This is a genomic window from Nocardia mikamii NBRC 108933 (assembly GCF_001613505.1).
Classification (GTDB): domain Bacteria; phylum Actinomycetota; class Actinomycetes; order Mycobacteriales; family Mycobacteriaceae; genus Nocardia; species Nocardia mikamii.
The window spans coordinates 120,817-142,050 of record NZ_BDCM01000016.1; the positions used below are offsets into that span (position 1 = coordinate 120,817).

At 68.7% G+C, this 21,234-nt stretch carries 20 protein-coding genes; 8 read left to right on the top strand and 12 right to left on the bottom strand.

Annotated elements, in window-relative coordinates:
* Window positions 1-23 precede the first annotated feature (23 nt).
* Together NMI01S_RS36585 and NMI01S_RS26430 are read right to left on the bottom strand one after the other, a co-directional pair.
* Entirely contained in the window at window positions 24-665 is a 642-nt protein-coding gene (locus NMI01S_RS36585; protein WP_063001402.1) for a hypothetical protein, read from the bottom strand.
* Window positions 662-1,498 carry an Rv1363c family protein gene (locus NMI01S_RS26430; RefSeq protein WP_245717033.1) on the bottom strand — a complete coding sequence of 279 codons (837 nt, stop codon included), beginning with the start codon at window positions 1,496-1,498 and terminating at the stop codon, window positions 662-664. Before NMI01S_RS26430 ends, NMI01S_RS36585 begins: the two co-directional genes overlap by 4 nt.
* 301 nt (window positions 1,499-1,799) lie before the next feature.
* Between NMI01S_RS26430 and NMI01S_RS26435 the strand changes: the two genes are divergently transcribed.
* Entirely contained in the window at window positions 1,800-2,597 is a 798-nt protein-coding gene (locus tag NMI01S_RS26435; protein ID WP_063001403.1) for an SDR family NAD(P)-dependent oxidoreductase, read from the top strand.
* A gap of 70 nt (window positions 2,598-2,667) precedes the next feature.
* On the opposite strand, the gene NMI01S_RS26440 is transcribed toward NMI01S_RS26435, so the two are convergent.
* On the bottom strand, window positions 2,668-3,936 hold the full coding sequence (locus tag NMI01S_RS26440) for an alpha/beta hydrolase family protein (RefSeq protein WP_157126377.1): 1,269 nt from the start codon (window positions 3,934-3,936) through the stop codon (window positions 2,668-2,670).
* Between the two features lie 299 nt (window positions 3,937-4,235).
* On the opposite strand from NMI01S_RS26440, the gene NMI01S_RS26445 reads away from it, so the two are divergent.
* Window positions 4,236-5,129 carry a universal stress protein gene (locus tag NMI01S_RS26445; RefSeq protein ID WP_063001487.1) on the top strand — a complete coding sequence of 298 codons (894 nt, stop codon included), beginning with the start codon at window positions 4,236-4,238 and terminating at the stop codon, window positions 5,127-5,129.
* Window positions 5,130-6,280: 1,151 nt separating this feature from the next.
* Entirely contained in the window at window positions 6,281-7,276 is a 996-nt protein-coding gene (locus NMI01S_RS26450; protein WP_084513290.1) for an alpha/beta hydrolase, read from the top strand.
* A gap of 27 nt (window positions 7,277-7,303) precedes the next feature.
* Here NMI01S_RS26450 and NMI01S_RS26455 read toward each other — a convergent pair whose 3' ends face one another.
* Window positions 7,304-8,761, bottom strand: a complete 1,458-nt coding sequence (locus NMI01S_RS26455; RefSeq protein WP_063001404.1) for a wax ester/triacylglycerol synthase family O-acyltransferase — start codon at window positions 8,759-8,761, stop codon at window positions 7,304-7,306.
* Window positions 8,762-9,202: 441 nt separating this feature from the next.
* Here NMI01S_RS26455 and NMI01S_RS26460 point away from each other — a divergent pair, with 441 nt between their 5' ends.
* The 4 genes from NMI01S_RS26460 to NMI01S_RS26475 all read left to right on the top strand — a co-directional run bounded on the left by NMI01S_RS26460 (window position 9,203) and on the right by NMI01S_RS26475 (window position 14,140).
* The gene (locus NMI01S_RS26460; RefSeq protein WP_157126378.1) at window positions 9,203-10,012 is read left to right on the top strand and encodes a DUF8176 domain-containing protein; all 810 of its coding nucleotides are present in this window, start codon (window positions 9,203-9,205) and stop codon (window positions 10,010-10,012) included.
* Window positions 10,013-10,089: 77 nt separating this feature from the next.
* Window positions 10,090-12,243 carry a molybdopterin oxidoreductase family protein gene (locus tag NMI01S_RS26465; protein ID WP_063001406.1) on the top strand — a complete coding sequence of 718 codons (2,154 nt, stop codon included), beginning with the start codon at window positions 10,090-10,092 and terminating at the stop codon, window positions 12,241-12,243.
* 112 nt (window positions 12,244-12,355) lie between these two features.
* A complete protein-coding gene (locus NMI01S_RS26470; RefSeq protein ID WP_036504493.1) occupies window positions 12,356-12,571 on the top strand; it encodes a biotin/lipoyl-binding carrier protein in 216 nt (71 codons plus the stop codon).
* A 54-nt stretch (window positions 12,572-12,625) separates the two neighbouring features.
* Window positions 12,626-14,140 (top strand): sensor histidine kinase, encoded by a 1,515-nt coding sequence (locus tag NMI01S_RS26475; RefSeq protein WP_063001407.1) that lies wholly within the window; start codon window positions 12,626-12,628, stop codon window positions 14,138-14,140.
* A 192-nt stretch (window positions 14,141-14,332) separates the two neighbouring features.
* Here the strand turns inward: NMI01S_RS26475 and NMI01S_RS26480 are convergent, their stop codons facing one another.
* Both NMI01S_RS26480 and NMI01S_RS26485 read right to left on the bottom strand, forming a co-directional pair.
* On the bottom strand, window positions 14,333-14,587 hold the full coding sequence (locus NMI01S_RS26480; protein ID WP_030516005.1) for a WhiB family transcriptional regulator: 255 nt from the start codon (window positions 14,585-14,587) through the stop codon (window positions 14,333-14,335).
* A gap of 234 nt (window positions 14,588-14,821) precedes the next feature.
* Entirely contained in the window at window positions 14,822-15,844 is a 1,023-nt protein-coding gene (locus NMI01S_RS26485) for a diacylglycerol/lipid kinase family protein (RefSeq protein ID WP_063001408.1), read from the bottom strand.
* 92 nt (window positions 15,845-15,936) lie between these two features.
* On the opposite strand from NMI01S_RS26485, the gene NMI01S_RS26490 reads away from it, so the two are divergent.
* Entirely contained in the window at window positions 15,937-16,383 is a 447-nt protein-coding gene (locus NMI01S_RS26490) for a hypothetical protein (protein WP_245717034.1), read from the top strand.
* On the opposite strand, the gene NMI01S_RS26495 is transcribed toward NMI01S_RS26490, so the two are convergent.
* From NMI01S_RS26495 to NMI01S_RS26520, 6 genes are all read right to left on the bottom strand, one after another.
* Window positions 16,365-16,958, bottom strand: a complete 594-nt coding sequence (locus NMI01S_RS26495; protein ID WP_245717035.1) for a GNAT family N-acetyltransferase — start codon at window positions 16,956-16,958, stop codon at window positions 16,365-16,367. The genes NMI01S_RS26490 and NMI01S_RS26495 overlap by 19 nt on opposite strands.
* A 59-nt stretch (window positions 16,959-17,017) precedes the next feature.
* On the bottom strand, window positions 17,018-18,337 hold the full coding sequence (locus tag NMI01S_RS26500; protein ID WP_245717036.1) for an RNA polymerase sigma factor: 1,320 nt from the start codon (window positions 18,335-18,337) through the stop codon (window positions 17,018-17,020).
* 8 nt (window positions 18,338-18,345) lie between these two features.
* Window positions 18,346-18,687, bottom strand: coding sequence for a YciI family protein (locus NMI01S_RS26505; protein ID WP_063001410.1), 342 nt, complete (start codon window positions 18,685-18,687; stop codon window positions 18,346-18,348).
* 93 nt (window positions 18,688-18,780) lie between these two features.
* Window positions 18,781-19,260 (bottom strand): GNAT family N-acetyltransferase, encoded by a 480-nt coding sequence (locus tag NMI01S_RS26510; RefSeq protein WP_063001411.1) that lies wholly within the window; start codon window positions 19,258-19,260, stop codon window positions 18,781-18,783.
* Window positions 19,257-19,937, bottom strand: a complete 681-nt coding sequence (locus NMI01S_RS26515; protein ID WP_245717037.1) for an acid phosphatase — start codon at window positions 19,935-19,937, stop codon at window positions 19,257-19,259. Before NMI01S_RS26515 ends, NMI01S_RS26510 begins: the two co-directional genes overlap by 4 nt.
* Before the next feature lie 56 nt (window positions 19,938-19,993).
* Entirely contained in the window at window positions 19,994-21,211 is a 1,218-nt protein-coding gene (locus NMI01S_RS26520; RefSeq protein WP_063001412.1) for an Rv3212 family protein, read from the bottom strand.
* Window positions 21,212-21,234 lie beyond the last annotated feature (23 nt).

Consider the following 21,234-nt stretch of genomic DNA (forward strand, 5'->3'; position numbering starts at 1 on the left):
TCTCGGTATCGTGCGCCGGGCGATCAGACCGGATCGAACGAGGAGATCAACCACTTCCCGTCGATGTGCGACAGCGACACCTTCACGCTGCTCGAGGTCATCGACGGATCGGGTTTGTCGGAGGTGGTGGTGGTCTGGTTGATGAACACCAGCACCACGGCCGATTCCGGACGGATCTGCTCGACCGCCGAACGAACCACCGCCGCAGCGGTTTTCACCGACTTCTGCTTCGCGGCCGGTGCCACCACCTGCTGGGTGAACTGCCCGTAGTAGGTGAGGAAATCTCCGGTCAGGAAGGACTTCGCGGTGGTGAGGTCGTGGTCCAGGGTGTCCGGGGCGTAGGAGAGAATGGCGACCGAGCCGTTGGTGGCAGCCGCCGTGGCCGCCCGCCGGGCAGCGTCGTCGGTCTGCTGGTCGGGGCGGTGCTGTGTGAAATACAAGCTGGTCGCGGCCACCACGGAGGCCGCAGCGAGCCCGCCGAGCAGCGCCGTCCCCACGCCGCCACGGCGGACGCCTATCCATGACAGCGCTGCGTGTGTACGCGTGAATGTTCGCGCACGCCGCTCGGAAAGCTCAGAGGGCGACGATTTTTCGGCATCGATGCCGTCGGCTCGGGTGTCTGCGTGTGCGGCGCTCTCGGGCCCGGATTCGGATGCTGTGCTCATGGGACGAACTCCACTTTCGACATCTTGAGTCGGCCGTCCACGCGCTCCACGGTGACGCTCAACCGCCAGGCGCGCGGTTCCTGTGCGGCGCCTGCGGAATTGGTGACCTCCGAGGTCGCGGCGACCAGGACCACGGCGGAGTCATCGGTCATCGATTGCACCGCGGCGGCGTTGACCCTGCCCTGGGTGGCGACTTTGGACTGCTGGATCACCTTGGCGAAATCGTCGGCGCGCGATTGGAAGTCGTTGCGGAAAGCGCCTGTGGAATCATCGAGCACGCGCTTCACGTCATCGGCGGCATGATTGAAATCCAGTGAGGTCAGCGTGGTCACGCCCTGTCGCGCCGCCGCCACGAACTCCGCCTCGCGATGCTGCTTCGCGGTCACATCGTGATGGCGCCACATCATGTATCCGCTGCTGCCCAGTCCGGCGCACAAGACGACTGCCGCGACCGCCACGGCGACCGTGCGCCGCCGGATATGCCGAACGGCGCCCAGTCGCGGTCGCTTGCGTCGACGGCTGTCCACGGTCTTCGCGCCGGCATCGGCCTCTGCTGGAGCGGCAGTGTCGTCTTCTGTGTCGGTGCCAGGGCCCCCGCTGCCCGGCGTCTCGTTCGCGCTGGAGGGTTCGTTCGGCTGTGCGGCGGCTCCGGCGCGGCGGCGCAGCGTGGCCGCGCGGGCTCGGGCGCGGGCAGCGGCTGCCACCGCTTCCGCGGCTTCGGCCACCGCTTCCGCGGCTTCGGCCTCCGCCTCGGCTTCCGCGGCGGCCAGCAGCAGATCACGATCGGTGATGTCCCCGGTCTCCGGCGGTGTGGGATGTTTTCCGGACGTCACTGCGTGCTCCGTTCGTCGGCGGTGCCGGGCAGCTCGGCGAGAACAATATTTTCACGATACGAGAACTGAACTCTACCTACGCTGACGGACGAAGGCTGTAGTTATTGCCGGATTCGCATGTGACCTGAGGGATTGTCATGGTCGGTCCCCTGTGGCCGGGAAAGTCTCCCGGCACTCGATCCCGTTGTCGCGCACGGCGGATCGCGACGGTCCGCCCGGCACCTCGCCGGAGGCGTGTTCGTCTCCTGGATGCAATGATCGGACTCGCATACGTTTCTGATCGGAGTCGAGGAGACAGCAGATGAGCTTTCCGCAGCGGTACGGGCCGTGGGCGTTGGTGGTCGGTGCCGCGCTGGGACTGGGGGCCGAATTCTGCCGTCAGCTCGCCGAGCGCGGCCTGAACCTCGTCATGGTGGCGCTGGAGAAGGACGAACTCGACACGCTGGCAACGGATCTGGCCGATCGCTACGGCATTCGCACCCAGACGGTGACCGGAGACGTCACCGCGCCCGAGGTGCTGGAGTCGGTAGCGCTGCTGGTCGACGACGTCGAACTGGGGCTGGTCGTCTACAACGCCGGGCTCTCGGTCTGCGGCATGTGGCTGGACACACCGCTCGAACGGCATCTGAAGACGATCGATATCAACGTGACCACGATGATGACCGTGCTGCACCGCTTCGTCCCGCCGATGATCGACCGCGGCCGCGGCGGGGTGGTCCTGCTCAGCTCCATGTCCGGGCTGCTCGGCACCCCCATGTACGCCTCCTACGCGGGCACCAAGGCGCTGACACTGAATCTGGCCGAATCACTGTGGGACGAATGGCGTCCGCACGGCGTCGACGTCGTCGCGGTCGTACCCGGCCCCACCGACACCCCCGGCTACCGCGCCGACCAACCGCGCACGATCCGCAACTCCCCGAAGGTGATGCCGGTAGCCCCGGTGGTCGCCGCCGGCCTGGCCGCACTCGGCAGACAACCCTCGGTGATCCCCGGCCGGGCCAACCGCTTCAACGGCACGCTGCTGTCGCGAATACTGCCCCGCAAGAAAGCCGTCGCCCTCATGGGCAAGAGCATGCGCGAGATGTACGCGGGGGAGTAGACCACCGACGCCAGCCGGCTCGGTTGGCGCCCGAATACCATGGAGCCGAGCCGAATTCGCGTCGGGACGGTCAGGAGGTGAAGCGCGCGCCGACCCAGACGAGGGCGTCGGGGAGCGAGGCCCGCAGGACGCCGCGATGGTCCGCGCCGGGGTAGGTGCGGTAGGTGACCTGCTGATCGGCCAGGCGCAGACGAGCGACCATCGCGTCGGTCGCCCGCGGGGGCACCGTCGTATCGGCGCTGCCCTGCAACACCAGCAGCGGCGCGTCGACGCGCAGCGTGCTGGGATCGTTGTCGGTCAGTACCCGGAGAAAGGGCGCGGCGTCGCCCAGCGGGCTGAACGCGGCATCGGCGGGGAGGCCGCCCCAGCTGTCCGGTGCGCGCAGGGCGCCGATGCATCCGGTGTCGGCCTCGGGCAGCAGGCTCAGCGCGCGCGGCGTCAGGAAGCGGGCCGGATCGATATTCTCGGCGGTCTGTGCGCCGCGAATCAGCAACGGCAGGAACGCATTCGAGTTGCCGAGCGTGCCGGCCAAGGCCTCGCCCGCGCCGACCGTACTCGCCACGCGCTGCGCCCCGATGCCGAATTCCACCTGCGATGCCGGTGCGAGTGCCACCACGGCGCGCAGGTCCAGTCCGGGCGCCCAGGCGCCGGCCTGCGCATCGGTGAAGATCGCCGCCTGGCCGCCCTGCGAGTGGCCGATCGCCGCCCATCGCGTACCGATCGATGCGTCGAGTTCCCGCGCGGCCAGAGCCATATCGGCGACGGCGCGCGCCTCGGCGGCGCCGATCAGGTATCCGTGCGGGCCCGGCGTGCCGAGGCCCTGGTAATCGGTCTGCGCCACCGCGTATCCGGCCGCGAGCCAGCGCTGCTGCACATCGCGCACCTGCGCGGTGTAGTCGTGGGCGGGATAGTCGGGGCCGGTATCGCGCGAGGGCGCGCAGATATCGGCCACACCGGTGGTGCCGTGTGCCCACGAGATGAGCGGCCAGCCGTCCGGCGGCGGTGTGCCGTCGGGTACCGCCAGTGTTCCCGAGACCGCCACCGGATGCCCCCGCAGATCTACCGAGCGGTACAGGACGAGCAGATTCCGCGCCCCGGGCAGCCCCGGATCGCCGGTGATACTGCGGGCCCGGATCACCGAGCCGTGTGGTCCGGCGATCGCCTCGGCGGGTGCGTCGTAGAAGGCCTGCCCCTCCGGGACGGCCGTCGTGCCGGTGGGGTCCGCCGCCGTGGTGGCCGTGGTGGCCGCGATCGAGACCAATGCCGCGGCGACGACCAGCGGACCACGGGCTGCCCGGCGATTGCGGGCGATCTTGGCCGGTGTCGACGCGCGAGGCATGAATCCAACATAACCGGGCCGTGTGAAGCCCGGCCATCGCGCTGGAATCATTGTGGCTCAAGTTGTCTGCATATCGATACCTCCGCGCAACCAGCCGGTTCGGCGCTCGTGCCCCGCTGTCGAGACACCGTGCGCTGAAAGATTGCTGACGTGGCAGTACTCGCCGTCCCCCGGATGTGACCACCGTCGGCCGTACCGGACCGGAATCCGCGACTCATCCGGAACGAGCGATGCCGCATTCCGCTTCCCCCGGTAATCTCGGCGCGGAGACCGCTCGCCGAGACGAAGTGGAGCCAACTGTGACCGAATCAGCCGAGGCGTACCTGGCGGACGAACCCGACCGGCCCATCGTGGTCGGCGTCGACGGCTCGGAGATCTCCTATCAGGCGGTCGCCTGGGCCGCGGTCGACGCCGTCCTGCACGGTCGGCGACTGGACATCGTCACCTCGGCCACGCTGCCGACCGGTTTCGGCTCCGAGGTGTGGACGGGCGGCGCGGATTGGGTGCGCGAGGACGGTGAGCGCATCGTCGCCGAGGCGCGCCGGGTCGCCGGGTTGGTGAAGGGGCCGCTGGAGATCAATGCCGAGCTGGTGTTCGACCCGATCATCCCGACCCTGATCACACGGTCGGAACGGGCGTACCGCCTGGTCGTCGGCAGTCGCGGGCGCGGCGCCGTCCGGCGGGCGCTGCTCGGTTCGGTGAGTTCGGCGGTGGTGCAGCGGGCGCACTGCCCGGTCGCCGTGATCCCGAGGAATTCCGCGACCGACATGGTGACCGCGGCGAAGCCGGTGGTGGTCGGCGTCGACGGTACCGAGAACAGCGAACCCGCGATCGGCGTCGCCTTCGACGAGGCCTCGCGGCGGAAGGTGCCGCTGATCGCCGTGCACACGTGGAGCGATATCAGCCTGCCCGAGATCGCGGTGGCCGGTTGGGACACGCTGCGCGAATCCGAGCGTGCCGCGCTCTCGGAGAGTCTGGCCGGATGGCGGGAACAGTATCCGGATGTCGATGTGCGGCCGGTGGTGTGGGCCGACCGGCCGGCCCGTGCGCTGCTCGCCGAATCCGAACATTCCCAGCTGGTGGTGGTCGGCAGCCACGGGCGGGGCGGGTTCACCGGCATGCTGCTCGGGTCGACCGGTCATGCCCTGTTGCAGTCGTCCGAATGCCCGGTGATCGTGGTGCGCCGGCGGTGAGACGTCCGCCGGGCGGTCGATGCGGTGCCGTGGGGCGGCCGACGGCATGCGGGGTCGACACGGCGTAACGGCCTGGCAAACCCAGGGCGACGATGCGGCTGGGGACAGCGGTCGGCCGGGGAGCCATCGGTGCGGGGCGAGCGTCGGCACTCGGTCTGTTGATCAGGAAAAGTGTTCGGAGAGAACAACTTCGCTCGCCGCGACGAGGAATCGGCTGACCGTCCGGGCCGTTCGACAAGATCATCGCTCACCGTCCGCGCGGCCAGGATCACCGGTCTCGAGCGGGGTTGTGCGCCCGATTCCCGGGGTGTGTCGGGTCTGCGGCGGGCTTCGAAAAAAAATTTCCTAGCAAAACGAAGGGTCTCGGGGGGTCGTCGAGACCGTCGAGCGGTGTCGTGCGTGCACCACCCGGTGCCCGGTTCCGCGAAAGCCGAAACTTCCGATCGGAATTGAAACGCGTTGTCGAGCAAGGCAACTCGCCGAGTGGGGTGCGGTGCCCGTGGCGGACTCCGGTCCGGTTGCGGAGAACCGATTCCGCCCGGAAGTTGCTAGAAAATAGCTACATGGCGGTAGGGAAGCGGGTTCCGGTTTTAGAGGAGGTACTTGCTTGAAAAGTGGACGCTTGATATGTTGCCTCGGTCACTAACCGGTACCGGCCGTGACCGATAACTCTCAGGCGTGATTCCGGCGACTGAGAGGCGATTGAACACGCTCACAAAGGAGATTCATCGATGGGTTCGATGGGCGACTTGCTCACCGCGTTGATTCCGGCCCTGGGTTCCGCGGTTGCGGGCGACGGGCTGTGGGAAACCTTCCTCGGTTCGCTCGGAAGCATCGTCAAGTAATTCGACGCAACCGCTCGTATTCATCGAGTTGCGCGCGGTAACTCGATGCACGGATATTTAGGAGAAAAAGTATGGGATCGCTCATCGATATTCTGGGAATGGGCACGCAGAGCGCCGGTTCGGTCGGAACCACCATCGTGAATGCGCTCATCACCCTCAGCGGTGGCACTCCGGCCGCCGGAAAATAATCCAGTCGTCGATGGTGGGGGCTCACTCGAACCGGGTGCGCCCCCACAGCGCTGTGTAGAGGTGGTAGTGGTGTCGAGCGGTAAGAGGCCCCGCGCGGGGCGCGGGATCGCGTGGCTGATGGCATATCTCGGTGCGGCCGCCCTGTTGTGGACGTCGGCCGCGCCGATCGGCTCGGCCGCCCCGGCGGCGCATATCGTCGGTGAAACCCCGGGCCCCGGGCGGGTACTCCAGATCAGCGTCCATTCGCCGGCGATGGATCGCGACATCCCCCTGCACGTGTTGCCCGCGAAGGACTCCCGTACCCCGGCGCCCACGCTGTATCTGCTCAACGGCGCCGGCGGCGGCGAGGACGCCGCGACCTGGCTGGCGCAGACCGACGCGGCGGACTTCTTCGCCGACAAACACGTCAACGTGGTGATCCCGATGGAGGGCGCGTTCAGTTACTACACCGACTGGGAGCGCGACGACCCGGGCCTGGCGAAGAAACTGAAGAACAACGGCCGGAACAAGTGGGCCACCTTCCTCACCGAAGAGCTTCCGCCCGTGATCGATTCGGCCTTCGGCACCACCGGCGCCAACGCGCTGGCCGGCATCTCGATGGCCGGTACCTCGGTGCTGGATCTGGCGATCGAGGCCCCGGCGCTCTATCGGAGCGTCTCCGCATACAGCGGTTGCGCGATGACCAGCGATCCGCTCGGCCAATCGTTCGTAAGCCTGGTGATCAGCCTGGGCAAGGGCGATGCGACGAATATGTGGGGACCGGTCGGAGGTGAGGGCTGGAAGGCGCACGACCCGTATCTGCACGCCGACCGGCTGCCGCGGATTCCGATGTACATCTCCAGCGCGAGCGGACTCCCCGGCCGCCACGACAGTCTCGCCGACCCGAGCGTGCGCGCGAACACCGAGGTGCTGGCCAATCAGGTCCTGCTCGGTGGCGGCATCGAATCGGCGGCGAACTACTGCACGACCGCACTCGCCGAGCGCACCCGGGAACTCGGACGCACGGACATCACCTACAACTTCCATCCGGCGGGCACCCACTCGTGGGGCTATTGGCAGGACGACCTGCACAAATCCTGGCCGATGATGGCGGCGGCGATCGGCGCGAACTGAGCCGCCCCGCCCGCCGCCGCGCGGTTCTCACCGTTGTGCGGCGAGCCGTTCACTCAGCTCCCGGAACGAGCGCAGCAACAGTTCGCCGTACCGCGCCGAGTCCGGAAGCATATCGGTATCGGAGCTGACCGCGATCACCACCTGATCGCCCTGAGAAGTGATCAGATGCCGCAGCCCGTCGCCGTCCATGATCGGGAGTACACCGAAGACGCTGACCACCGGTGCGCCGAGAAATTCCAGACGGTCCGCGACCGGAGGCACATTGCTGACGGTGGTGTTGGACAGCGGCACCGTGTCGACCTCATCGAAAACCCGCTGCGCGCGAGCCCATCCGGCCAGGCGCAACAGCCAGGCGGGTGAGGTCTGCATACGGCTCTCGCGGGCGATGACCGCCGGGTCGGCCCAGCGCTGCTTCTCCTCGCGCGCGGAGTTCCGGATGGCGTACAGGCGTTCCAGCGGATCGGCGAGATCGGTGTGCAGGTCCACCGACATCTGGCACAGCTGATTCGCCGAATTCCACTGCGCGAGACCGCGCATCGAGATCGGCACCATCGCGCCCAGCGATGCGGACGGCGTTTCGCCCTGCTCGGCGAGATAGGCCGACACAGCGCCCGAGACGACGGACAGCAGCAGGTCGTTGACCGTCATGCGCTCGGCGGAGGCCGCTTTCGCCGCCCTGACCTGTGCGAGCGGGAGGGTGACCAGATCGAAGACGGGTGTCGCGCCGATGCGGCGATTGAAGCGCGTGGCGGGCCGCAGCGGAATCGGTTCGCGGAGCAGGTTTTCCGCGGCCTTCGCTGCAACCGTGCGTGCCGCCGCGCGCGTGCGGGCCACGCCGGAGACGAAACTTGTGAACCGGTACGGGGTGACGGCGGCGGCACGCAGCAGCGCGGCCGGCTGCGACCAGCGGCGATCGGTCGTGGGAAGCGGAGGATGTATGTCCCCGGCGCCGAACAGTTTCCGTTCGAGTTCACGGGTGGCCACACCGTCGCCGACGCTGTGATGGAACTTCAGCACCACGATCGTCACCGGATCGGTGGTCCCGGGAAAACCGCGCACGCCGTCGAAGAGGTGCAGCGCCCACGGCGGACGGGCGAGATCCATTCGGGCCGCGGCGATCTCGGCCAGGCGACTGCGCGCCTCGTCCCAGGACCACGACGCGCGATCCTCGAACGTCACGTGACGATCGAGGTCGAAGCCGGGGTCGGGAACCCAGTACGGCAGGTCGACATCGCCCGGGACGCGTTCCAAGCGGCGGTGGAACAGCGATGCGTAACCGAGCCGCTCCCGCATCCAGGCCCGCACCTGGGCCCGGCTCACCGACCGGCCGTCCGGTTCCGCCGCACCGGCGAAGACATAGGCGGCGACGATATTCGACGGATGCCGCTCGAACTCGTCGTAGACGAATACCGCATCGCGCGGAGCCAGCTGTTCGGCGGTCATGTGAAGACCGCTACTCGCATCGCGGACCGTTTTCGTCGTCATGATTACTCCTGACCGGACATTGTGCGGGTGGGAGAGAATATGTCCGCACAATTCTTTCCGCGGCGAAGTCTACAGTCGCGGCGACCGATGTGGCGATGTCGGTAGGGAAAGCTGATGCGGAGATGCGCGACGGTCGAAAAATGCATAAATCTGCTGCAATGAATGTGGGAAATTCGGAGCGCGCGGGAGGGGGCGGTCACGCCGGGCCGACGGCTATAAAGCATCGATTCCAGACAGTAATAGCTAATATGCATTACTTCGGTTGCGGACGATGCGTTCTCCGCATGATTGCCGAAAGCGCACCCGGCGACTGCCCGTAGCCAAATGCGCGCGTGAATGGCAAGGAGCACCTCCCAGTGCTGGGAGCGGCTTCCGGTTGTGCGCCGGGACAAGTACTGGCATCGTCTTCCCCGCGGGACAGCAGCGGGCGTGAGGGATGTGATGAGTTCTGAATCCAACCGGCCGCCCGGACCCGTGCCGCAACCGTTCGGCCCGCCGGTCGGCTCGGCCGATTGGTTCACGCCGCCCCGTCCGCCGCAGCCGCCCCCGCTGCGCGATTCGCGTCCCGCGGCATCGCCACCGCGAATAGTGCGGCGGCCGCCGGAGTCGCCGGAATGGGCGATCGATCCCGATGCCATCCAGCTCGCGCTGGGTCCGTCCACTCGGCCGCCGCGCCGGCCCCGCCGGCGCGCCTGGTGGAAGGCCGCCGCGGCCGCCGTCGTCGTGCTCGCGCTGGCCGGTGGCGCAATCGCGCTGGCGGTGACGGTCGCGCGCAAGGAACCGGGTACCGCCGCCGCGGTCGCGACCGCGACGACCGCGACGACCTCGGCCCCGGCCGGATCCGCCGAAACATCCGCCCCGGCCCCCGCGCCGCAGACTCCGCCGTGCCCGGCCGAGTCGCACGACGGCATCGTCGTCGGCAACGGCGCCGGCGGCGTCACCGACGGGCCGAATTCGATTCTGGGATTCGAGTATTCGTATTACACCGAGCGCAGCGGTGAGCGGGCCCAGGCCTTCGTCGCCCCCGACACCGTCAACGTCGCCGCCGCCGCTGGTCTGCAGCAGGCGATCGACACCGTGATCCCGCCCGGGACCACATACTGCGTTCACATCACCACGCGCGAGCCGGATCTGTTCGATGTGGATATCGAGGAGCATCGGCCCGACGGCGGCCACACCACCTACCGGCAGTCCGTGCGTACGGTCGTCCGCGACGGCCGCACCCTGCTCTACGAAATCCGCGGACGGTAACGCCGATCCACGGGGGCTGTACCGAGGCCGCGAGCGCCGGTACGCTGCGAGATGTCCCGCGCGTGAGAGGATGTGCCATGGATACTCGCATTGTTTCTCGGCAGTGCACCCTGTGTGAGGCGCACTGCGGAATCCGGGTCACCGTCGAAGGCGACCAAGTCGTCCGGATCGAGGGAAATCCCGACGATGTGCTGTCCGAGGGATATATCTGCCCCAAGGCCACGGCGATGGGAGCACTGCACCACGACCCGGATCGGCTCCGCACGCCGGTACGCCGGGTCGGCGATCGGTTCGAGCCGATCGGCTGGGACGAAGCCTTCCGCGAGATCGGGCAGCGGCTGCGTCGCATCCGCGCCGAGCACGGTCCGAGCGCGATCGGCATGTATCTGGGAAACCCTGCGGCACACAGTTCTTCGGTGTTGTACGGCGCGCTGTTGCGGGTCGCGCTGCTGACCCGCAACTTCTTCTCCGCCTCCTCGATCGATCAACTCCCGCAGGAGTTCGCGGCCTGGCGGATGTTCGGATCCAATGTCCTGATGCCGGTCGCCGATATCGACCGCACCGACCGGCTGGTGATCCTGGGCGCGAACCCGGCGGTGTCGAACGGGTCGGTGACGACCATGCCGAATGCCAAGCAGCGCATCAAGCGGGTGCGCGAGCGCGGCGGCACGGTCGTGGTGATCGACCCGCGCCGCACCGAAACCGCGCGACTGGCCGATCAGCACATCGCGGTGGTCCCGGGTGGTGACGTCTATCTGCTGCTCGCTGTGCTCAATGTGCTGATAGAGGAGAAGCTGTGCGACGAGCGGGCCGTGCGTGCGCGCTGTTCGGGCTGGGACGAACTGCGCGAGACCGTCGCCCAGTGCACGCCCGAACTGGCGGCCCCGCATGCCGGTGTCGACGCCGAGACCATTCGCGGTTTCGCCCGCGACCATGCCGCGGCCCGCTCGGCCGTGCTCTACGCGCGGATCGGCGTATGCCAGCAGGTGACCGGAACGCTCACACACTGGCTGGTGAACACGATCAACGCGGTGACCGGCAATCTGGACCGGGCGGGCGGGCAGATGTTCGCGACCGCGCCGGTCGACGCGGCCCGGTACGGCAAATATCTGCCGATGGGCCACGGCGCGTGGACCGACCGCTCGGGCCGCTACAAGTCCTTCCGTTCCGAACTGCCGGTGGCGGCGCTGGCCGACGAGATTCTCACCGAGGGCCGCGGTCAGATCCGGGCGATGGTCACCTATGCCGGCAATCCGGTGCTGTCGACGCCGCAGCGCGGGCGCCTGGGCGCGGCGCTGGAATCGCTGGATTTCTTTGTGGCTGTGGACATGTACGTCACCGAGACCACCCGGCACGCCGACATCATCCTGCCGCCGGTGTCCCAGCTCGAGCGGGAGGACGTCAACCTGCTGTTCCCGGTGTTCAGCGTGCGCAACAATCTGCGCTACGACGCCAAGGTGTTCGAGCCGCCGGCCGCCGGCCTCGAGGACTGGGAGATCATGGCGCGGCTGGTCACCGAGGTGGTGCCGCTGCCCGCGCGACGTCTCACCGGCAGGATGCTGAACGCGATGTTCGAACGACTCTCGCCGGTGCGGCTGGCCGCTGCGGGCATCGCGGCCGGTCCGTACGGCGTGCTGCGCCGCGGTCGGGCGGGCCTGACCATCACCAAGTTGCGCGCCTCCGCGGGCGGGATAGATCTCGGACCGCTGCGCCCGCGCCTGCGCACGCTGATCGGCACCCGCGACCGCAAGGTCCGGTTGGCGCCGCCGGACTTCCGTGCCGAGGTGGCGAAACTGCTCGCCGACCTGCCGGCGACGCCGCCCGCCGGAGCCGACGGATTCGATCTGCGCCTGATCGGCCGTCGCCATCTGCGCAGCAACAACTCGTGGCTGCACAACGTCCCGGCCATGGTCAAAGGCCGCGATCGCTGCACCGTCCTCATGCATCCGGCCGACGCGGGTGCACGCGGGCTGGCCGACGGTGAACCGGTCACGGTCTCCTCGGCGAGCGGTTCGATCGTGGTGACCCTGGAGGTCGGCGACGATATCCGCCCCGGCACGGTCGCGATCCCGCACGGCTGGGGCCACCGCGAACCCGGCGTCGGCTGGCGGGTCGCCGCCTCCCTCCCCGGCGCCAACGTCAACCTCCTCCACGACCCGGGGCTGGTCGACCCGCTGTCGGGCACCGCCGCGGTCAACAACACCTGGGTCAAGGTGAGCACCACCGCATAACCGGCGCGACAGCGCCTACGGCGCGGTATCTTTCGAGCGATCGAACGCTCTCGGCACGGATGTGGTTGGCTGTACCGTCAGCGGATACGGGCCGATCGACCGGAAGGGTGTCATGGCGGAGGAAGTGCTCGCGGAGATGGTGTCCACCGTCTTCCAGATCGTCGCGCACGAGGGCGCGGCGGTGCGCGAAGGTGACACCCTGGTGCTGCTGGAATCGATGAAGATGGAGATCCCGGTGGTGGCCGAGGCGGACGGTACTGTCGCCTCGATCAATGTGAAACCCGGCGACGTCCTGCAGAAGGGCGATCTGATCGCCGTCATCTCCTAGCTTCCGCCGCGACACGACTTCGGCCCGCGGCCGGGTGCCGTAGCCTTTGTTCCCGTGTCCACTCTTAGTGATCTGCTCGCCGAACACACCGATCTCCCCGGTGCGGCGGTGGATCATCTGCAGCGCGTGGTGGGGGATTGGCAGCTGCTGGCCGACCTGTCGTTCGCCGATCTGCAACTGTGGGTCGGGATCGGCCCGGTGACCGACGGGGCCGACGTGGTCTGCGTCGCCCAATGCCGGCCCACGACCGCCCCGACGGTCCAGCCCGACGATCTGGTCGGATCGCTGGCCTCGCGCCAGGAACATCCGCAGATCTTCCAGGCCCTGAGTTCGGGGGAGATCGTGCGGGTCGAGGGCGACGGTGAATCCACCGGTGTCTATCACCCCAGCCCCGCGCGGGTCATTCGCGAGGGGATTCCCGTGCGCTGCGGCACCGACGTCATCGCGGTGCTCGGGCGCGATACCGATATGCAGCGCTCGAAGGTCCGCGGCAGCCTCGAGCACGCCTATATGAGCTGCGCCGACGATCTGTGCCAGATGATCGCCGACGGCACCTTCCCCACCCTGGAGGACCGCACCGGCTCACATTCCAGCCCGCGCGCCGGGGACGGCTTCATCCGCCTCGACACCGCCGGCCTGGTCGTCTACGCCAGCCCGAACGCGTTGTCGGCGTATCACCGCATGGGCTTGCAGAGCGAGTTGGCCGGACAGGATCTGGCCCAGTCGACCCGCTCGCTGATCACCGATCCGTTCGACGCGCAGGAGGTCGTCACCGACATCCAGGCCGCGCTGGCCGGCAAATCGGGTCGCCGGATGGAGGTGGAGGCGCGCGGCGCGACGGTGCTGCTGCGCACGCTGGTGCTGCGCCCCCACGGTGAACTGGCGGGGGCCGCGGTGCTGGTCCGCGACGTCACGGAGGTCAAGCGCCGCGACCGGGCGCTGCTGTCCAAGGACGCCACCATCCGCGAGATCCATCATCGGGTGAAGAACAACCTGCAGACCGTCGCCGCCCTGCTGCGCCTGCAGGCCCGCCGCACCGAGAACGAAGAGGCCCGGGTGGCGCTCACCGAATCGGTGCGCCGCGTCACCTCCATCGCTTCCGTGCACGAAATGCTGTCGATGTCGGTGGACGAGGAGGTCGACCTCGACGAGGTGGTCGATCGCCTGCTGCCGATCATGGCCGATGTGGCGACCGTGCACACCGCGCGCATCAAGGTCCGCCGTGACGGTTCGCTGGGAGTTTTCTCGGCCGAACGCGCGACCCCGCTGGTGATGGTGCTGACCGAATTGGTGCAGAACGCCATCGAGCACGCCTTCGACGCGGGCGAAAACGGCACTGTCACAATACGTTCCGAGCGTTCGGCGCGGTGGCTGGATGTCATCATCAGCGACGACGGACGCGGGTTGCCGGAGGGATTCAGCCTCGAGGGTTCCGATCGGCTGGGATTGCAGATCGTGCGCACTCTGGTGACCGCGGAACTCGGGGGCTCGATCGGTTTGCATCCCGGCGCGGATATCGGCACCGACGCCGTGCTGCGGGTGCCGCTGGGTCGCCGCAACGCGCGCTGAAACGGCGCCTCGCGCACACGCGAGTCGCGGAAATCGGATAAGTCCGAATCGCCGCCGAACGGTTATGCGAAATAGCGCGGGAAAACAATCCGGCAACAAAAACAGTGAAGCCCGGCACCTTTCCGGTGCCGGGCCGAAATGCGTTACCGGTCGGGGCTGTGCGGTTACTACAGGCCGGTAACGCCGCGCGTCTCAGACGACGCTGCGAGTGCGGGTGCGGGCGTTGCGCCGCTTCAGCGCCCGGCGCTCGTCTTCGCTCATACCACCCCACACGCCGGCATCCTGCCCGGAGGACAGGGCCCAGGACAGGCAGTCGGCGGTCACGGGGCAGCGGGCGCAGACCAGCTTGGCATCGGCAATCTGTGCGAGCGCCGGACCACTGTTACCCACCGGGAAGAACAGCTCGGGGTCCTCGTCGCGACAGATGGCCTTGTGGCGCCAGTCCATTCCTCTGCTCCTTTGCATGGGCGCCGTAAGGCGCCGCTGGTTTGTGGTCCGTTCACTTGTGCGTCTCGAATGTTTCCGCACGGTTGCTTGTGAATGCTTTCACGAACACCGTAGATGTCAATAGCCTTCGGGTGCACCGTGGGGAAGCTCACGCTCTAAAGCCCTGAAAAGCCGGGCCTGCGGAGTCCTTTGTACTCGCTTGTGCCGGTTTCCGCAGCGCAACTGCGAGGTTTCTCAGTTGTGTCGGCGGGAATCCGGCTCGGGAGCGACGACTTCGAGCACTTCCGGCACCGAGGTGAAATCCACCACGTTGCGGCGGCCGATGAAGTCGCCATCGATTTGCAGACCGACCTCGTCGTCGGCCTCGATTCGCACCGAAGATACGTCGTCGACGCGAAACAAATTGCGGGCCTTCGGATCTCCGTCGGACGCCAGGAGTTGCCTGGCGACCGACAGTGTCGGCAATACCCCCATCGTCCGCATCGCAAACACGCCGAGCCCGCGTTCGAAGGTCGTCCCGGGATTGGTCCGCACCGGAGTGCTGTCCAGATACGTCCACGGACTGGTGTTCGTCACGAAGGCGTAATGCACGCCTGGCACCGGATCGTGGCCGGGAACACGCACGGTGATCGCGGGCTCGCGGCGCTTGGCCCGGAAGAATTGCCGGACCGTGGTGCGCAGATACCGGGCCGGCGTCGCGGCATGACCCGCGGCGCGGCTGCGATCGATCGCCTCGCACACGTCGGCGTCCAACCCGACGCCCGCGCTGAACGCGCACCAACGGCCGTCGGCGACCATCAGGCCGATCCGGCGATCGCCGGCGTGCGCGTCGCCGCCGTCGAGCGAGAGCAGGTCGATGAGCTGATTGGTCGCGGCCACCGGATCCGCTTCGATACCCAGCGAACGCGCGAACACGTTCGCCGAACCGCCCGGGATCACGCCCAACCGCGGGATCCAGGTGCCCGCTCGGTGCGCGGCCGATTCCGCGGCGCCGGCGGGGTCCGATGCGGACGCACCCGGTTGCGGCAGCGGGAGGAATCCGTTGACGGTCTCGTTGACCGTGCCGTCGCCGCCGTGCACCACGATCAGGTCCATCTCGGCATCGGTCGCCCACTGCGCCAATTCGGCCGCGTGTCCACGATGCTGGGTATGCGCCACGATGAGCTGGGTGCGGCTCTCCAGCGCGTGGGCGAGCAGATCCCGCGTGGCCGGAGTGGTCGAGGTGGCATTCGGATTCACGATCAACAGCGTCCGCACCCTGAGCAGCCTACTGAGCGATCGCCGCCGAATCCCGCCGCGGAGGTGACCACGCGTGCGAGGCCCGGTTCGCGCGGTTCTACGCTGGGCGGGTGGCGAAGCAGAACGCGGACAGTGAGAGCACCGGCGGCACCACCGGCGGCGCGGCCGACCCGACTCCGGGCACGGTGCGCGGGGCGGGCGCGCTGGCCACGCTCGAGGGCCTGATCGGGGTGATCATCGCGATCGTGCTCCTGGTGCAGGGCATCACGTCGGCCGACACCTCCGCGAAATCGGCCTACGGCACCGCCGCCTGGTTCGTCATCCTGGCCGGCGCGGTGCTGGCCGCCGGGATCGGTCTGCTGCGCGGAAAGCGCTGGGGCCGGGCCATTGTGGTGATCGCGCAGGTCCTGCTGCTGCCCGCCGCCTGGTACATGCTCAGCTCGCATCGGTTGGAACTGGGCATTCCGGTCGGGCTGCTCGCTCTCGTCACGCTCGGCCTGATCTTCTCGCCGCCGTCGGTGCGCTGGATGGCCCAGGCCTACGACGTCGCGGACTGACGCCACATCGGCCACAGCAGCGGTCCGCCGCCGGTAGCGTCGAGCTCGCCGCGCAGATCGAAGCCGAAGCGCTCGTAATAGGCGATATTGGCGAACTTGCTGGATTCCAGATACGCGGGCGCGCCGGTTTCGTCACAGTGCGCCAGCCGCGGCGCCAGCAATGCGTGCCCGTACCCCTTGCCGCGAACCGCCGGATCGGTGCCGACGATGGCGAGATACCAGTGCGGTTCGTGCGGATGCGCCTTGCTCATCCGATCCGACATCCGCCCTGCGGCGAGCAGCCGCAGCCGGAACGCACGCGCCAGCGCGGGCAGCATCCGCAGCTGATCGGCGTCCGAGGAATCCCACTGCCCGGGCGGCGACCACACCGCGCCCCCGACGATCCGGCCCGACGCGTCGAAGGCCGCGTCGACCGCCCCGTGCCGCAGGTACAGATGCCGGATCAGCGCGCCGAACATGGTCGCCGCGCGGGCGGGGCGGGTGCGTTCGGCGGGTATGCACCACCGCACGATCGGATCGTCGTCGAACGCCAGACCGAGCACGCGGGCCAGTTCGGGCACTTCCGATTCCGTCACGGGACGAACGGTCACATCCATCGGTCCACCCTATGCCCGCGCTCGCGCGAAACGCCGCCTCAGCGGCCGTTGTGGCGGCCGGACGCGCGCCGGTCGAGCTCGGCCAGGCGACGGTCGAGAAAATCGCGCTCGGCGGCGTTCTCGGTCAGCAGCAGCGCCTCGGAGTAGGCGAGCCGGGCCTCGTCGAAGCGCCCGAGCTCGGTGAGGAAGTGGGCGCGCGCGGCGGGCAGGTAGCTGTACGCGGCCAGCTGCGGTTCGGTGGCGAGGGCGTCGAGCTCGGCGTATCCGGCGGCCGGATCGCCCGCCATCCCGATCGCGACGGCTCGATTGAGCGCCACCACCGGCGACGGCCAGATCCGGATCAGCACGTCGTAGAGCCCACGGATCTCCTGCCAGTCGGTGGCGGCGTAGCTGGGCGCCTCGGCATGCACGGCGGCGATCGCGGCCTGCAGCGCATAGCGGCCCGGACGCCGTTCCAGCGCGAAGCGCACCAGCGCGATGCCCTGGGTGATCTCCTCGCGATCCCAGCGCGCGCGATCCTGATCGGCCAGTGCGACCATGGCGCCCCCGGACGTCACCCGCGCCGCGCGGCGGGCGTCGGTGAGCAGCAGCAGCGCGAGCAGGCCCGCGATCTCCGGGTCCTCGGGCAGCAGACTGTGCAGCATCCGCGCCAGATCGAGGGCGCGTTCGGTCAGATCGCGGCGGATGAGATCGTCGCCCGACGGTGCGGTGTGCCCGGTGGTGAACAGCAGATGCACCACCGCCAGCACGGCCTCGACGCGCTCGGGCAGTTCGGCCGGCCCCGGTACCCGATAGGGAATCCGGGCGGCGGTGATCTTCTTCTTGGCGCGGGTGATCCGCGCGGCCATCGTCGGCTCGGCCACCAGGAAGGCGCGCGCCACCTCGGCCGTGGTGAGCCCGCAGACCAGACGCAGGGTGAGCGCGACCTGGGTCTGCGGCGCCAGCGCCGGATGGCAACAGGTACAGATCAGTCGCAGGCGGTCGTCGGGGAACTGCGGATCGTATGGGTCGATGGCATCGAAATCGGTTGTACCGGTGGTGTTCTCGTCCGCGATCAGCAGTGGTAGCGCCCGGCGCGCGGTGGACTGGCGGCGCAGCAGATCCAGTGCGCGATTGCGCGCCACCGTGGTCAGCCAGGCGGCGGGCCGGGACGGAATTCCGTCCGCGGCCCATCGCACCAGCGCCTGCGCGTACGCGTCCTGAACGCATTCCTCGGCGAGTTCGAGATCGTGGGTCACCCGCACGGTCGCCGCCAGTACGAACGCCCACTCCCGGCGATGCGCGTCGGCCACCGCCGCGGCGACCCGGTCGGTGGAGCGGTCGATGCGGGCGGGGTCGGGGGAGTGGTCGTCGAGCACGGTGCGGCTCAGCTCAATTCGAGGACCGGGCGCACTTCCACGCCCCCGGAGCCCATCGGCACGCGGCGGGCGATGGCGATCGCGGCGTCGAGGTCCTCGGCCTCGATCAGGTAGTAGCCGCCGAGCTGCTCCTTGGTCTCGGCGAACGGTCCGTCGGTGATCACGAAGTCACCGGCGCCGTCCGGCCGCACACTGGTGGCGGTGTGACTGTGGTGCAGAGCGTTTCCGCCGCGCAGCGCCGCCGCGTGGGCCTCGCCGAACTGCCGGTGACTGTCCGCCATCGCGCCGCCGGACTCCGGTTCGGCCACGGCACGCTCGTCCTGGTAGATGAGGATCAGATATTGCGACATGGTTTCGTCCTCCGAGTGGGTGGCCCGCCTTTCGAGCCATTCAACTCTTCGACGCGCACCCCGCCGCGGAATCGACACCGCCGCGCGGAATTCTCAGAATTTTCCGGAATCGGCGAGCCGCGCCAGCGCGTCACCCGCGAGCCGGAACCCGGTCCACTCGTCCTGGGCTACCGCGCCCAGTACACGGTAGAACTCGATCGAGGGCGTATTCCAGTCCAGCACCGACCAATCCACCCGGGTGTACCCGTTGGCCACGGCCTCGCGGGCCAGTTCGGCGAGCAGCGCCTTGCCCAGCCCGCGACCGCGCGCCTCCGGCCTGACGTACAGATCTTCCAGGTAGATGCCGTGCTTACCGGTCCAGGTCGAATAGTTCAGAAACCAGATCGCGCATCCGGCGACCCGCCCATCGGCGGTGGCGACATGGGCGAACAGCGCCGGCGCCGGACCGAACAGGGCGGAGTGCAGGTCGGTGGCCGTCAAGGCGCACTGGTCGCGCGCCTTCTCGTAGTCGGCGAGGTCGTAGACGAGTTCGACGAGGGCGGGCACATCCTCGGGCGTGGCGCGACGAATCATCGGCCCGCCTCGGTATCGGATTCTCGGCCTGCCTCGGTATCGGATTCTCGGCCCGCCTCGGTATCGGATTCTCGGCCCGCCTCGGGCGGCACGATGTTGTGCGCCAGGATCGTCGCAGCCTGGTGATCGTGCCCCAGCACGCTGATCGCCGCGGTGGACAGGAAGAATCGCCGTCCCTCCCGGGCCGGGAACCCCGCCCAGCGCGCGATCAGCACCCGGGAGAAATGTCCGTGCCCGACCAGCACCACATCGCGTAGCCGCAGTGCGGGCGCCACCGATTCCAGCACCCGATCGGCCCGCGCGCCGACCGCATCGGCGGATTCACCGCCCGGGACGTCGCCGGTGAAGACCGTCCAGCCGGGCGCGGTTTCGCGGATCTGCGGGGTGGTCAGGCCCTCGTAGTCGCCGTAATCCCATTCGACCAGGTCGTCATCGATTCGCGGATCGGACAGCCCGGCAAGTTCGGCGCTGTGCACGGCGCGTCGCTTCGGGCTGGTCAGTACCAGCGGATCGCTCAGGCCGAGGCCCGCCACGACCTTCCCGGCGGCCCGGGCCTGCGCTTCGCCGCGTTCGGTGAGCGCGATATCGGTGCGCCCGGTGTGTTTGCGCGCCGCCGACCACGCGGTCTCGCCGTGCCGCAGCAGCACCAGCCGATAGTCCCTGTCCGATGCACTCATGATTTCGATCATGCCGCACCGCGCGGGCGGCCGGGCGGACGGACCGAGGCGCGGGCTCAGCTGGTCCCGTAGAGCCGGCCGCCCCGCAACTCCAGCACCACCGGACCGCTCACGGCCAGCGAAATCGGCTCCCCGTGATAGTCGCTGCGACGCAACGGGATCCGCTTCTGCTGGGCGCCGCTGCCCGGATCGAGCGCCGCGATACCGTCGGCGACCGGAACCAACACGTCGCCCGCCATCATCGCCGGTGCGCCCAGGGCGTCCGGTGCGGTCCACAGCGGTTCGAAGGTGCTCGCGCTCAAGGCGATCACGCTGTTGCCGGTGAACACGAAGTATGCGGAACCGATCCGGGTGACCGTGCTGTTGTCGGCGATCGGGGCGGTGAGACGGTGTATTGCAAGCGAATTCGCGTTGGCGTCGTAGATCGCGAATTCCGGTGGGGCGGCGTCGGTTCCGGGAAGATACAGCGCGATCCGGTTGTCCGAGACCGCGACGACGCGGGCGTTGGCGGCCGCGGCGCCGGGTTCGGTCAGGACGTGCGAGCCGTACTCCTCCGGAGCGGAGGCGTCCTTCGGCGCCGGATTCAGCACCGTCAGCCGGTCCGCGGCGTCATCGGGGCAGCGTTCGAGCACCGCCAGGCGGCTGCCGCCCGAGGCCGCCGACAGCAGCGTGCAGTCGTGCCGGGGCTGGGTGTGCGGGTTCACCTGCGCGTCGACGTAGCCGTATTCGAGCGTGCGGACCAGATCCGACCGCCACACCTCCAGCCGCCGCGGCCCCTGGGCCAGCACGTAGGTGCCGTCGGTGGACATTCGGATCTGCGAGTCCATATAGCTGCTGCGCGCGGTGCGCCGGCGCCCGTCCTCCGCGCCGAGCATGGTGGTCTGGCTGCAACCGCGCGGATCGCGATAGGTGGCGATCACCGTGGCGAATTGGCTCTCCAGCGCGCACAGCGGCAGATCGCGCTGATACTTCCAGAGCTCGCGCCCGGTGGCGGCGTCGAGGCCGCGGACGGTGCCGCCGTCACCGGTGATGGCGACGCCGCTCGAGGTCAGTGCCCGCGCGGCGACCCCGTCGGGGGCGTGCCATCGCTCGGTGAGGGCGTCCGGCAGCCGATCGGCCGCCGGCGCCACCGAGGACGGATGTGCCGCGGGATCGGATTCGGTGCCGCGGGCGTCGCTCGTCGACCACACGACAACCGCCGCGATCGCCACGACAACGGCGATCGCGACTGCGGCATAGAGGTCGGCGCGCGTCCGCCGCTCGGGTGCGAGCACGTCAGCGAGACTAACCGATCCGG